The organism is Chryseobacterium ginsenosidimutans, assembly GCF_039536845.1.
Classification (GTDB): Bacteria; Bacteroidota; Bacteroidia; order Flavobacteriales; family Weeksellaceae; genus Chryseobacterium; species Chryseobacterium ginsenosidimutans_B.
Genome location: NZ_BAAAZJ010000017.1, coordinates 30,621 through 44,692 on the forward strand (window position 1 = coordinate 30,621; position 14,072 = coordinate 44,692).

The window sequence follows — 14,072 nt, forward strand, 5'->3', positions numbered from 1 at the left end:
TTTTCTATTTTACTAAATCTTTAATAGCATTATATATATGATTATATTGTTGACCTGGGGCATAATGATCACTCCAATAAATACCCCATGAATCATGTATTAGTCCAGATAAACCCTTTGAACCGTATTTATTTATAAAATCTCTTTCTATACCCCATATTGCGCCATGTTCAATACTGACGCCTGTCTTAAGTCCATTATGTAGTAACATTTCTGGCTCATAAACTTCTTTGCCATTTTTCTGAACTTTAACTTGTAGAAAGAATCGTAAAGATTCATTCATAAAAATTTTAGCATGAGCCACTTCATGTGTCATAACATATTCTAATCTTAACTTTGAAGCAAAGGCTGTTTTTGCTAAATTCATGGATGTAGTATTATTCCAATTATTAAATCTCGTATACCCACCTGCTCTACCTTTATCTACAGTATCATAATACCAGTCACCGTCTCTAATATACCTCTTAGTTGGATGATCAGCATAAAAGCTACGTGCTCCTGTACCATCTTCGTTCCAATGTTTCTCATAGAAAGTTTTCCACATAGTACGAGGTGATGCATCTACTGGAAAAGAATTATCTGATTCTAAGAATTTAAGATCCTCCTCTGTAATATTATGGTAACTATAATGAGGTGTTGTTAACATCATTAATACTTTACTAATACCGTAGCCTATTCCTGCCATTGCACCACCCATTATAGCACCTCTGTATAATCCTGTAAAGAAGTTTTGATGATTAAACAATGCATCAACTCCTCCACTAACAGCCCCATTCATACTTCCTACAACAACAGCCCCATTAAAACTACTGGCAGACATTCCGCCGGTTAATCCTCCTGTTGCTGCTCCCGTAACTGCACCTATCAGTAAGCTTTTGGCAAAGCCACTCCAAGACCATGTACCATTAACAATAGATTTCAATATATACATTCCTGCGGCAACCATTGTTCCTACGATTGCTCCTGCAAGCCATGATGCCATTAACACACCAAACAAAGGAACAAAACATTCTCCGTTAGGATCATTAAACATTAATGGATTGTTTAATACATATCCATATTTGTTATAGTTTTGGGTATTTGTAGGATCCTGAATATTTTCATCTGCATTTAAGAATCTTCTTAATAGCGGATCATATAATCTACCATTCATGTGAATAATGCCTACTTCAGGAAAGTATTCATGACCTGTATACCCTCTGTCTATTAATAAGTTTCCATTAGCAATAATCGTATTAATTTGATTACGATCCGTGACAATCGCGTTATTTCCTTTTTTATAATGGGTCATATTACCCCACGCATCAAAATGCTTTTGCTCTAAATTGTTTCCTGCTTCATCAGTTATAGCTAATATACTTCCAAGATAGTCTTTATGTAAGAATTTATATGAACCTGTTGTTTCAGCATAATTTTTAACAAAGATAATATTACTTTCATAAGGTGATCCTCCTATATACAGAATATGTTTTTCCGCCCCTGTTGTGTTATTTACCTGTACTTCAAAACTTCCGTCTTCACTGTAGAATTTGGTAAAGGTTCCGTCTCCGTCTGCAGAAAAGTTTCCTCCATAGGTTACTCTTTGTCTCATACTTGTCAACCCATACTGGAAGGCAATGTCACCTTTCATACCGTCAATAAATACAGGATCATTATTTTCATTATAAGTAATGGTCTGGATTAAATCATTATTATAATTTTGCTCTCCTGCTGTATTTAGAGTCATTCCGGTAGGCTGATAAATCTTCGAAGAATTTTCGTACTTCATTGTTCCCACCTGATCATTCTCTGTTATTCTTCCTTTAACATCATATGTATTGTATGACATTTGTCCGGTAACAGGATTCGTCCAGTTTACCAGTCTGTTATTATCATCATAATTAAATAATTCTGTGATGTTAAAATCTCCTCCTCTTGTTCTGCTTTTCAACTCGTTTTTAATAATATCAAAAGAATAAGTCTGCTGAAGGATTCCTCCATTGTTTTGAGTTGAATGAGTAATATTGACTAAAGATCTGTTATTAATATCATAACTATTACTAATATCAACTGCTCCTAACTTAGCGCTTAAAACCTGACCTTTTGCATTTGTTTCGTTAAGCTGCCAAAGTATTTTTCCTGAAGTCTGGTCTTTCAATTGATATAATTCTCCATTCCAAGGACTATAAACATTTTCGATCTTTACTTTTGTCATTGTCCCTGAAGAGTATAGCTGTTTTTCGTACGAAACTACTCTTCCTTTGTCATCATAAGTAATACCTTTTTGTATAAAATATTTTCCATTGCTACTTTCTGATGAAGAAACTGTTCTACCTTGTGGATCAAAAGTAATATTTGAGCTATATGCTTTCCCTTTTGATATCCCTGATTTAGAAATTACTCTTCCTTTATTATCATATGTGAAACTAATTGTTTTATTAGTAGCCTGTCCGCCGTCTAATGTTGATAAATCTTTTTGAGTAACAAGCTGACCAAGATTATTATAAGTAAATTCTTTGGTTCCTTTAGGGCTAATTATTTTTTTAGTTTCCCCTAAGCCATCATACTCATACTTATAAGTTCCATTTGATGGATCACTAAACTCTGATTTTCTTCCCCATACATCGTACTTTGTTGTTACAATATTTTCAGCATACTGAGCCTTAATCTGCTCTCCAGCTGCATTATATGTAAATACAATTGTGCCTCCTTTGTCTGATGAAGAAATTACATTCCCTAAGGCATCCGAAGTTTTCGAAGTTGTTCTAGCGTATCCATTATTCTCAGTTGTGGTTACTGTGTTTCCGGTATTAACAACTGTTAATTGTTTTCCAGCAAAAGACGTCATTACATCCTGATTACTGAATGTGGCTAAAGACGTTGTAGTTACTTTTGCGGGATATACAGAATCATCGTATGCTAAAGCATTCCATTGAGTGGGTGCCTGCCCTTCAAAATATGGTTCACTCTCTCTAAGCTTTCTTCCTAAGATATCATATTTAAAGTCTTGTGAAACAAATTGTCCTTGTACAAACGCTTTTGTCGATACTTTATATTCCTGACCTAATTTATTAGTATATTTTATGGAAATATCGCCGTCAGAATCATTTTGAGTTATTGCTATATTAGAATTACTATCTCTATTATATTGATAGGTAACTGTTCCAGACAAATTACTTTTGGATGTTAGTGTTTTTCCCCAATCATCATAAGTATTGGTAATGGTATTTCCTAGTGGATCTATTTGTGTTAAAATCTGTCCCCTATCATTATATGTGAAACTTGTCTCTAATCCTAAGTTATCTGTTGTTTTTTCAACAAATCTGCCTTTTGAATCATATGCAGTTTTTGTAGTTTGTGATTGTGAATCAATACTATTACTTAAAACTTTTTGTATAATATTTCCCTGACTATTGTAATCATAAGTTTCTAATAAATAGCCTGTATTATCTCTATTCCAAGTTTTTAATGTTTTTAAAAGATTATTTTCATAAATATATTCTTCTTTTGTAGATTTTGTATCACCATAGGCTTGTGTTACATCTGTCTTAGATTTTGGTCGACCAATATAATAATCTGAACCTAATCCTGAAGGATTATGAATATATTCAAAAAATGTATTTATAGTAGAAAAATTATTATTTAGATTTATCTGCGTACTAGCCGGCAGATAATAATTATCATACGTCACAGATTTTGTAGATACAATATTCCTTAGAAAATCTTTTTCAATAATTGTCTCCGGAAGAATAACATCAACTTTATTTGGCAGTTGCTGAATAGAGTAATTATTCTGTTTAAATGATAATAATTGTGTATTATTAACTGATAAATCTGTTGGGAAAACTAGATTTTCATCGTTTGTTCTTATAGTCCATTCTTTTACAGGCTGACCAAATTTTTGAGCGTCTGTTTCCACTCCACTCCAAATTTTTGTATTTTCCATACCATCGGCATACCATGAAGAACGAGCCATTTGTTGATATCCAATACTTCCTCGACCTTGTAGATGCCCGGTCATTCCTCTATATCTGAAATCCTGTTTCCTACCAACTTGTTGAAGCTGAGAAACTACAAATGTCTGATCTACTCTTTCTAATGAAAAATATGGATAGAACTCTTTTTTAGTCTTCTTATAGACATTATTTCCAGAAGCGGGTATAGCTTCTGTATAAAAAACTCCAGTAATAATACTTCCATTTCCTTGATTAATAGACTTAATTCTTGCTAATTCAGAAAGCGGAGTTGGTGCTTTTATTCTATGTAAATGCTGTTTCCAATATAAAAATACATTATAATAGTTATTATTTGCTTTTATAGGGTTAGTAAGAGGGGTAAACAATGTTAAATCTTCAATATCCTGTACTGCATATGTAGGACTTGAAAATGATGGAGCAGATGCAAAATTCAGCGTTCCATCGGATGCCGATCCATTTGCTAACCTCGTGCTTATAACATATCCGAAATCCCTTTGCCCTTGCGCACTGAAGTTATTAATTTGATTATATGAAAATATCTGAATAACATCCGATTTACCATCTTTATTCATATCTGCTACAGAAAAGAAATATTGTCTGGCAAATTGAACATAACTATTATTTGCTTGTGTCTGACGTTTTCTATATGAAAAGAACTCAACTTTCAGAAAATTGGTAAAACCTGTACCAGTTCCTATATAAAATCTCCAGTTATCTGGCTTTCCAATGGCATTATCTGTAACCGGAATAGTAAAATCAAGTTTTCCGTCCCCATTAAAATCCCCAAATAATACAGGAAATTCAGGATCTTTTGTCTCAACTAAATTATTTGTAAATCTAATTTTTTTAAGATATTGATTCAAAGCTGTTTTTACGAACTCCAATACCGTATAAGATGAATTAGAAACGTTAACAATTTCAACTTTACCATCTCCATCTATATCCATATATTGCTGGCTTTGGTAAGAACTTTCATTTACACCAAAATCATTACTAAAGGTAGATATAGGGTTATTAACATTCTTTAGATCAATTATAAAACTTCCTACTTCAGAATTATAGCATTGGGTTCCTATAGGAAGTTTACTTTCATCTTCAACTGGTTCTAATCCTATATCTGGTCCACCAGAAATATAACATTCTCTTTTGGTTAAAGTCAAAAATATATCTTCAATTCCATCTCCATCAAGATCTCCATTTTTAAGCTTTGTTGTAATACTACATAAAGCAGTGCCTGGATTACATTCTTTTTGATATACAAATTTGTTGAATACTTTTACAAAAGCATTGTTTCTAAAAATATATCCACAAATATATCCATCTTCATACTGTACAATTCCGTTACCATTATATATTTGCCCTTCTTCATCTAATAAAGTGCTTACAACTACTGCTGTACTATTAAATATTTTATTGGTAGCTATGGTGGCAAAACTATCATTATTAAATGCGCCTAATTTTAAAGACCCATTATTCATTGCAAAATCTATATAAGAATCTCCATTAAAATCTCCTGTTAATTTCACATTACTAAAAGGATCATCACTTTGCAAATAATCATAATCTACAGATATTTGTGTCTGCGATGGATATTCAAATGCTATTGGATTAGCAGATGCTCCCTGTGGGTTGGATTCTGTAATTTTATTTACAAATTGGTAATTAGTTCCATTTTGCCCATATTCTATAGCATATTTTTTAAAAATATTACCATTTGTTTTTACAGTGATATCTGTTAACAATTTATTTTGAACAAACTTAGATCCAGCTATATAAAATTCCTCGGCCAAATTTCGGGTTGTATAATTAAAATCTATTCTATTAAAATTTGGTTTATTTAAAATATCATTTCCTCCCCATTCTATTGCTGAAATACTAGAAACATTGTTTGCTTGGGAATACTGATAGTTGATATAATTTCCTTGAGCATCACGCCATTTAATAATATTATATTCTAAGGGTGTACGACCAGTACTAAACTCAACATTACTGTCACTTGCACCATACCATGCTTGAGATCCATCTTCAAATGTTACTTCCCAATATTGAGGTCCATTAATATTTTGAACTGGAAAGCCTTGCAATGATCCAATTGATTTTATCTTAACATTAGAATATTTCTCTGTCATGTACTCTGCACCGTCTTGACCATAATTTCCAGATTTTAAAATCAATCGTTGACCATTAAAGCTAAAATAATCAGAGTAATCTAATTTTATACCTGTAAGTTCTCCATCTTTTTCAATAGTTTTTCCAATTCTTGAAATACTTGTAACCGCAGACAATGTCCAACCAAACCCTGCTATACCGTTTCCTGAATTACTAAAGTAAATTAGACTTACATTAGGGGATACATTTTTTACCCCAAATGGTAAAGCGATAGGTAAAGTAAATTGCAACTGACCAGCTCCTGTTACTTCAATATTTCCTTTAGTATCATGGAATTTCTGTTCAGAAGAGGATGTAGTTGTTCCAGTGGGATTATTAGCTCCTGCATTTGAATCTATAGGTCCTCCTCCCGGACTTTCCGTGGTAGGTCCAATCTTAGCTATAAAAGGATTCGAAACATTTGAAGTAGCATAAAATCCTTGAGCTAGCAAAACAGTCTGCGGATCCTGTACTGTTCGGGTTGTACTTTCTGCCTGATACAATATGGTCTGCGAAAAGCCCATGACTGAACATAAGGACAGTATAAATGATGAAAATAATTTCATATTCATTGTTATTAGTAATATTTTTTAGTTATTAGTTTATCGTTTTGTGATGTTTCTGCTGAACACCCTTCCATCCTTCAGAGTGAAATTCAGTACATAAACACCCCAGTCATAACCGGTCATATTGATTTTCAACTGTCTGTTTAGGCTCGGAATATTTTGCTGCTGGAATTTCCAGTGAACGGTGCTGTGCTGATAAAGCGAAACAGATTCAATAAGGCTGTCAACTTCTTCCGTCCAGTCAATGGTAAGATAATCGTTAACCGGAACCGGATATAATCTGATTTGCTTCCAGAAAGCTTTTTCATCCATAACGGGGTCTTGTTTTACAGAAGCTACGGTCTTGATTTCTTCCACTTTTTTTATTTCCTCAGGAGCCGTTTTACCTGCTGAATTAGTCCCTCTGTATCTTTGGTTTCCGGCTTCGTCATACTTGAAGTAAACTTCTGTTTGGGAAAAGCCGAAGAAACCTATCAATAAAGAAAAAAGGGAAAGTATTTTTCTTTTCATGGGTGTTTATTTTTTTGTTGATAATAATTCCTGAACCTGTTTTTTAAGTTCTTTGATATCTGCAGCTTGAGATTTTAAAATTTTATTTTCTTCCTGAAGCTGTTTTATATGCTTGTTTTGCTCAATAGAATAAAGTGTCAACTCTTCGATTTTTTCAAGAAGCTTAGCGTCCATTTCTCCCAGATTAATCCCATTTTTCACCACATCCTCCGCTGCCGGAATATTAGGCAAATGACCCTTTTCTTCAATATGTTTTTCAACTTCTTCTAAGCTTCTAAGTTTGTATTCTTTTTTAAATACATAATCAGCCCAACCATTGGCAGATGATAATTCAACTTTGACTTTTTCAGCCTTTATACCATTTTTTACAAATAATTTATATTCCACACAATCAGCACATCCAGCTAAAGTATAATCTGTTCTTGAACCAATAAATACATTACCATTTGCTCTTACTGAAAAAATAGGTTTAGCCCAATCAGAAGCACTTGACGCAGATGATAATGTTAGCATCCCAATTTCATTTGGTTGATAATATTTGAAAGAAAGCCACATTAAATCTGACCCCGTTAAAATATTAGGAGCATCATTGAAGAAAATAAAACTATCTTCTGGTCTCAGTGAAGTAAACATAGTCTTTCCCTGTAGATTAATTGCCCAGTTAGGTTTAGCTTGAGCTCCAATTCCTATTTCACCACTTGATGTAACACGCATTCTTTCAATATTATTTGTTCTAATAACCAAATCTTTAGAGTCAGAGGTACCCATAAAATTAGTGGATGGATCTGTACCAGTATTTCCAGTTAGATTCCATTGTCCAAATACAAAAGACGATGCTAATAAAGCAAACGATAATAATTGTTTTTTCATAAAAGTTAAAAATATGTTAAATTTAATAAGTTGCAAAAGTATATTTTTTAATCCTCACTAAAAAGATCTATTAATGAGATTTAACGTGAATATTGTTATCTTTTTGCAAAGATATATTCACAAGGCGACGGAACTTGTCGTGTTATTTTTAAAGTGACTATTAATGATCATATAGAAAATCCATCTCTATAATAGTAGGTATGTAATTCATTTGTGTATTATTTAATTCTGCAAATTAAAAAAAACTATAAAAATATATTATAAAATAAATATATAATCATTTATTTATAATATTATACAAATCTAATAATATTCAAATAATTGTATGAAATTCAAAAATAAATAAAGCCTTCGAATTTTCGAAGGCTAGTATATAAATTAATAATCTTTAAAATATTACTTTTTCACAAACTTAAATTCGTGAGTCTGGAAATTCTTCGTATTAATTTTCAGCAAATAAACTCCTGAATAAAGTTCAGAAACATTTATTTTCTGATCAAATGCCTCAGATTTTACCAATTGACCAGCCATATTATAGATCTGAATCGATTGCCCGTTATTAATACCAGAAATTCTAATCACTTCAGCTACGGGATTCGGGAAAATCTGTATTTTTGAATTATCTGTTTTTACATCAGATGTTGCAAGAGATGAAGCATGCAGATCTCCTGTCATTGTGGAATTGGAAGTAGTAAGATTTCCTCCGCAAGCTCCGGATGTGACTGCAGTATTTTCAATCCAAGTTCCAAAGGTGATGGCAGGAGGGTTGGGTAGAAAATTATTATTTCCGGTAGAATTATAATAAATCAAATTTGGACTTGCAAAAGTTCCATTTCCTTCATCTGCAAGGAATTCCCATCTAGATAAGGTATTATTCCACTGGATTTTAAATTCACATGTTCCCAATCCTCCGCAATCCTGATCTCCGGTGACAGGGGTAGTAATGTAAATACTTTTATTATAGGCATCAACTCCTGTTTTGTTGAAAACATAAGTATTGTTGTCAAACAAATTATGACAGCCATTGAATGTAATGGTCTGCGCGAAAGCCAAACTTCCGAGAGCAAGACATAATAAATATAGACTTTTCATAATATTTTAAAATTGTGATGGGAAAACTCCTTGTAAAGAGATAATACATTTTAGTGTAATAAACGGTGGTCTATTTTCGTGAGGCTGGCTTCCTCCAGTTGGATTTACCATTGTTGATTTCATTGTTGTATTTGCGTTCGCATCGGAATATTCTTTGTCCAAAACTTTTGTATCTGCCGGAAGTGTGTTGGTAGGAGAGTTTTGGTTTCCGTCAGACGTTACAGCGTTTACTGTATGTGAGTGAGCCGGCATTTGTGTTACTAGTAGGGTAACAGATTCTGTTCCGCCGGTTTGTCCCATTGTGTAGTTAGTTGGTCCTCCGGGAGCCTGTCCTTCGTGAACAAGTACTCTTCCTCTCATATCAGGTAATGCAAATGTAGTTGTTCCATTTCCTCCATATTGAGTGCCTAAAAGAGAAAAAAGTGCTTGGTTTTGTGCAATTGATAATAATTGTCCGTTGCAGGCTGCCCAGTTTTTGGGTACAAAATTGTAAGGTACGAATGCGATTTGTCCTAGAAAAGGTTCAGAAGCTTGTGCTTTTAAAGCAGATGTAGATGCAATGCCCAAAAGCAATGTGCATGCTAGTGCTAGTTTTTTCATGATAAAAATTAGTTTTAGTTAGGTAATGCTAAGTTAAATATTATTCTACATATTTTAATTATGAAAATAAAAAACCTTTCAGAATTGCCTGAAAGGTGAGAATATAATAATATGTTTCTTGCTATTTATATAAGTTATCCTTAAAATCATCGATCCTGAAATCTGTTAAAGCATTTCCTTTTTCCACTTTTTCTTTAGAATACAGTCGGAAATCGTTTTCTGTTTTTTCTAAAAGATAATCATAAGGTCCGATATGAGAAATTAACTTAACCAAAACCGGAGAAATTTCCAGACAGATAAAAAGTCCCATAATGAAAGACGCTGCCAAACCAATGATCGCAGAATTTTTCCCCAATTCATCCAAAGCCTGCAGTCTCGCTGCAAATCCGTTGAATTTATCTTCAAATGTTTCCGTAGATTTTCTTTCTGTTTCTAAATTGGTATACACTTTCGAAATTTCTTTGTCCAAATATTCCATTCTTGAGGCAACTTGTTTTTGATAGCTTTCAAGATCCTGTCGTCTTTGTTCTTTCAGTTCCTGCTTGCGTTTTGCATTAGGTCCGAAACCTTCTTTCCCGCTCGTTAAGCCGGATTGCTTTCCTAAAATTTCTTTTTCAAGTTCTACGGATGCAGAGTCATAAGATTTTTGATAATTGGCAATTTTGTCGGCAATCTGTTTTTTTTCCGTTTCGAAAGGTCCGCTTTGCTGAAGAATCCTTCCGTTCATTTCACCCTGAAGTTGTTTTTTATTCCTTTGAATGATGGTGTTTAATTGTTTATTAACTTCCTTTTCAAAAATTTTAAGCTCTAAAGGTTTAGAAATAATAATTCCTAAAAAAGTTGCCAAAATCAATCTGGGAATTGCCATTAAAATCTGATTCCACCAGGTTCCTGTTTTTTTGATGGATGAAACAATATAACGGTCTAGATTGAAAATCATTAAACCCCATAAAACGCCAAACCCGATTGCTGTCCAGATGTCATCAAAAACGGTGTACATTGCATATCCTGCAGAAAGCGTAGCAAAAACAGCCGTAAAAAGAACGATTCCGCCGATTCCTGCAAACTTGTTCCATTCGCTCGGTGTTTTTCTTAAAATATGAATATTTCCTCCGGAACAGACCATCAGAAACTTCTGGAACCAATTTATTTTATGATTCACCTGATTTATAGTTTGTTGGTTATTTTTCATGATAGAAAATTTATACAAATGTAATACTAAAAATCATACCAATGTTAAAGATAGTATTATGTTTTACCAAGTATAATTATATGTAAATTTAAATTATTGAATTTCAATGATTTATTTTCATTAATTAAAATAATCTTATCTTTAAGTATCAATCCACAAAAAATTAGTTATGAAAAATGTAATCAAGCTTTCATTAATGTGCATGACATTGGTTTTAGTTTCATGTAAAAAAGAAAAAACTATTGACGATGAATTGAAAGAAGCTGCCGCAAGTATGAATAAACTGACACCGCAAATTCTCAATGACGGAGTTCGCCTCGACAGCGTTTCAGCGTTACCGAATAAAGTTTTTAAATATAATTATACTTTAACCGACGATGTGAAAGAGAGTGTAACGCCGGAAGAAATAGAAACTTTTAAAAGTCAGGCAAAAGAAGGTGCAATAAAGGTTGCGAAAACTTCTGCAGATATGGAAGAATTTAGAAAAAATGATGTAACTCTGCAATATTTTTATTCAGATAAAAACGGAAAACCAACAGCAGAATTTACAATCACTCCTACAGAATATAAGAGTAAATAATTGCAATATTAAATTCTTATTACTTTAAACGATTCGGATTTTGTTTTAAAAAACTTTCCCAACCGGTGTAAGCTTTTGTGTCTGCAATTGTTCCGGAATTAAAATGATGACAAACTGCCACCGCCAAACCATCGGAAGCATCAAGATATTTTGTCGGAAATTCTTTTAGGTTTAAAAGACTTTGCAGCATTCCGGCAACCTGCTCTTTACTAGCATTTCCGTTTCCGGTAATTGCCATTTTTATTTTTTTCGGAGAATATTCTGTGATCGGAATATTTCTGTGTAGGCTTGCTGCCATCGCAACACCTTGAGCGCGACCCAATTTTAACATACTCTGAACATTTTTCCCGTAAAAAGGAGCTTCCAATGCTACTTCATCAGGATGAAACTCGTCAATTAATGCTAAAGTTTTGTCAAAAATATATTTAAGTTTGGTTTCGTGATTCGGATATTTTTTCAACAACAATTCATGGATGGAAATCATTTCCATTTTGCCTTTTTTTACGGAAATAATTCCAAAACCCATTATGGTAGTTCCAGGGTCGATTCCTAAAATAATTTTCTCTGCGATCATTGGGTCAAAGATATGACTTTCTAACATTTTAAGTCATGAAAAAAATGAATACGGTTATATATCATAATTAAAATTCTTCTTAACTTAAACAAAATTATAGCTATGAGAAATTTGATTATTTTTTTAACCTTACCTTTTTATTTCTGCTGTAACATTTTGCAGGATAAATATTTAAATGGAAAATCTGAAAATGAAACTATCAGTATATTGAATAAAAATGCTCAGATTGTTTATCTTTTTTTTAAAATAGAAAAAACGGATTCCGGTTCTGAAAAAATTACTTTACAGGAAAAGAAAATCGTAGATGGAAAATTAAAATCAAATCCGATTTTTGATGAAAATGAAGGAAAAACGGGAGATTTCGTAGTTTCTATGACCGATGCAAACGGAAAAGAAATCGTAAAACAATTGGTAGAAGATCCGTTAAACCCAACAAGAGAAGTATATGGTGATAAAATCAGCAGACAGACGATTACATTACAAAATGCTGAATTCAGTATAAGATATTCACATTCTGCAGAAATTCAGATGGTGAGAATCGAGAAAATTACCAATTCCGGAAAACAATTACTATTCACTCAAAAACTATAACCATGAAAAAGACTTTATTATTACTTTTTATCGGAAGCTTTTGTTTTGCTCAGGTTTTTGATGTGGTTCCGGTTTTGCAGAACGGAACGAATGATAAACGAATCAATATTGCAGTTTTAGGAGACGGATTTACCTCGGCTCAGCTTCCTGCTTTTGTAACTTCGGCGCAGAATACAGTCAATTATCTTTTTACAAAAAGTCCTTACACGGAATATAAAAATTATTTTAATGCGTACGCCATCAAAGTAATATCTCTAGAATCTGGAGTAAAACATCCGGGAACTGCGACAGATGTTACAGAGCCTGTTTTTCCGGTTTCCAATCCCAACAATTATTTTAGTTCCACTTTTGACAACGGAGTTCACCGATGCTATTATGGAAATACAACAAAAGTTACACAGGTTTTGGCTGCCAATCTTCCGGATTTCGACATTGCCTATATCTTAGGAAATACTCCTGAATATGGTGGTTGTGGCGGAACGTATGCTTTTGCTTCACTAAATTCTTCTGCGAATGAAATCGTAGTTCATGAATTAGGGCATTCTTTTGGAAGTCTGGCCGATGAATATTGGTTTTCAGGGACAGGGGAAAGGGCTAATAAAACTCAGGTTTCCGATCCTGCAACGATAAAATGGAAAAATTGGGTAGGACTGAATGGAGTAGGAGTTTATCCTCATGCTGAAAGTCCGACTTGGTACCGACCGCATCAGAGCTGTGAGATGAGGTATCTGAATCAGCAGTTTTGTTCGGTTTGCAAAGAAGCTATTATTGAAAAGATTCATGCTCTGGTTTCCCCTGTGGATTCATATATTCCGGCAAATGGTTCGGCTGTGAGCGGTAATTCTTCAGTAACTTTTACCGTTACGGAAATTCTTCCGATCCCGAATACTTTGGTGAATTCCTGGACGTTGAACGGAACGGCGTTAGCTTCTACAAGCAATTCGATCATGATTGTTCCGGGACAATTGAATAATGGAAATAATACACTGATTTTTTCGGTGAATGATAATAACCCTTTGATAAAAGTAAATAATCACAGCACAGTTCATTTTACGAATATTACCTGGACTTTAAATAAATCAACATTGAAAACATCTGAAGTAAAGGCTGAAGAAAGAAGATATGCCATTTATCCGAATCCCGCTGAAAACGAGTTTTATATTAAAGGAAAACAGGATTTTTCTAAGAATATCAATGTTGTTTTATACGATGCTTCAGGAAAAATAATTCCTGTGAAGTTTGATTTAAGAGATTCTTTGACATTATTTGTTGATATTAATAATTTACCTTCCGGAACTTATACTTTGAATGTTGCTGAAAATAAAGGGCTAATCATTTCTCAGAAAATCATTAAAGAATAATCTTTTACTTAAAATAATAAGCTGAAAACCGA

10 protein-coding genes are annotated in these 14,072 nt (G+C 33.2%); 3 read left to right on the top strand and 7 right to left on the bottom strand.

Annotation, left to right across the window (positions count from 1 at the left end):
• Positions 1-4 precede the first annotated feature (4 nt).
• The 6 genes from ABD745_RS21360 to ABD745_RS21385 form a co-directional block, all read right to left on the bottom strand.
• Complete coding sequence (locus ABD745_RS21360; RefSeq protein WP_344835010.1) at positions 5-6,670, bottom strand: RHS repeat-associated core domain-containing protein; 6,666 nt, start codon at positions 6,668-6,670, stop codon at positions 5-7.
• Between the two features lie 36 nt (positions 6,671-6,706).
• Positions 6,707-7,180, bottom strand: coding sequence for a hypothetical protein (locus tag ABD745_RS21365; protein WP_344835011.1), 474 nt, complete (start codon positions 7,178-7,180; stop codon positions 6,707-6,709).
• Positions 7,181-7,186: 6 nt separating this feature from the next.
• Positions 7,187-8,050 (bottom strand): cell wall anchor protein, encoded by an 864-nt coding sequence (locus tag ABD745_RS21370; RefSeq protein WP_344835014.1) that lies wholly within the window; start codon positions 8,048-8,050, stop codon positions 7,187-7,189.
• A 396-nt stretch (positions 8,051-8,446) separates the two neighbouring features.
• The gene (locus tag ABD745_RS21375) at positions 8,447-9,142 is read right to left on the bottom strand and encodes a T9SS type A sorting domain-containing protein (RefSeq protein WP_344835017.1); all 696 of its coding nucleotides are present in this window, start codon (positions 9,140-9,142) and stop codon (positions 8,447-8,449) included.
• Between the two features lie 6 nt (positions 9,143-9,148).
• Positions 9,149-9,742, bottom strand: a complete 594-nt coding sequence (locus ABD745_RS21380; protein ID WP_344835020.1) for a phage tail protein — start codon at positions 9,740-9,742, stop codon at positions 9,149-9,151.
• Between the two features lie 121 nt (positions 9,743-9,863).
• Positions 9,864-10,934 (bottom strand): DUF4407 domain-containing protein, encoded by a 1,071-nt coding sequence (locus ABD745_RS21385; protein ID WP_344835023.1) that lies wholly within the window; start codon positions 10,932-10,934, stop codon positions 9,864-9,866.
• Positions 10,935-11,103: 169 nt separating this feature from the next.
• On the opposite strand from ABD745_RS21385, the gene ABD745_RS21390 reads away from it, so the two are divergent.
• Complete coding sequence (locus ABD745_RS21390) at positions 11,104-11,514, top strand: hypothetical protein (protein ID WP_344835025.1); 411 nt, start codon at positions 11,104-11,106, stop codon at positions 11,512-11,514.
• Positions 11,515-11,533: 19 nt separating this feature from the next.
• Here the strand turns inward: ABD745_RS21390 and ruvC are convergent, their stop codons facing one another.
• Positions 11,534-12,088, bottom strand: coding sequence for a crossover junction endodeoxyribonuclease RuvC (ruvC, locus tag ABD745_RS21395; RefSeq protein ID WP_047397391.1), 555 nt, complete (start codon positions 12,086-12,088; stop codon positions 11,534-11,536).
• Between the two features lie 102 nt (positions 12,089-12,190).
• Here ruvC and ABD745_RS21400 point away from each other — a divergent pair, with 102 nt between their 5' ends.
• Positions 12,191-12,679 (top strand): hypothetical protein, encoded by a 489-nt coding sequence (locus ABD745_RS21400; protein ID WP_344835027.1) that lies wholly within the window; start codon positions 12,191-12,193, stop codon positions 12,677-12,679.
• 2 nt (positions 12,680-12,681) lie between these two features.
• Positions 12,682-14,040: a T9SS type A sorting domain-containing protein gene (locus tag ABD745_RS21405; protein ID WP_344835031.1), complete on the top strand. Its 1,359-nt coding sequence runs from the start codon at positions 12,682-12,684 to the stop codon at positions 14,038-14,040.
• The last annotated feature ends 32 nt before the right edge of the window (positions 14,041-14,072 follow it).

Excerpts from the sequence above, each read along its gene's own strand:
- ABD745_RS21360 (WP_344835010.1), bottom strand. The coding sequence starts at position 6,670 with ATGAAATTATTTTCATCATTTATACTGTCCTTATGTTCAGTCATGGGC.
- ABD745_RS21365 (WP_344835011.1), bottom strand. The coding sequence starts at position 7,180 with ATGAAAAGAAAAATACTTTCCCTTTTTTCTTTATTGATAGGTTTCTTC.
- ABD745_RS21370 (WP_344835014.1), bottom strand. The coding sequence starts at position 8,050 with ATGAAAAAACAATTATTATCGTTTGCTTTATTAGCATCGTCTTTTGTA.
- ABD745_RS21375 (WP_344835017.1), bottom strand. The coding sequence starts at position 9,142 with ATGAAAAGTCTATATTTATTATGTCTTGCTCTCGGAAGTTTGGCTTTC.
- ABD745_RS21380 (WP_344835020.1), bottom strand. The coding sequence starts at position 9,742 with ATGAAAAAACTAGCACTAGCATGCACATTGCTTTTGGGCATTGCATCT.
- ABD745_RS21385 (WP_344835023.1), bottom strand. The coding sequence starts at position 10,934 with ATGAAAAATAACCAACAAACTATAAATCAGGTGAATCATAAAATAAAT.
- ABD745_RS21390 (WP_344835025.1), top strand. The coding sequence starts at position 11,104 with ATGAAAAATGTAATCAAGCTTTCATTAATGTGCATGACATTGGTTTTA.
- ruvC (WP_047397391.1), bottom strand. The coding sequence starts at position 12,088 with ATGATCGCAGAGAAAATTATTTTAGGAATCGACCCTGGAACTACCATA.
- ABD745_RS21400 (WP_344835027.1), top strand. The coding sequence starts at position 12,191 with ATGAGAAATTTGATTATTTTTTTAACCTTACCTTTTTATTTCTGCTGT.
- ABD745_RS21405 (WP_344835031.1), top strand. The coding sequence starts at position 12,682 with ATGAAAAAGACTTTATTATTACTTTTTATCGGAAGCTTTTGTTTTGCT.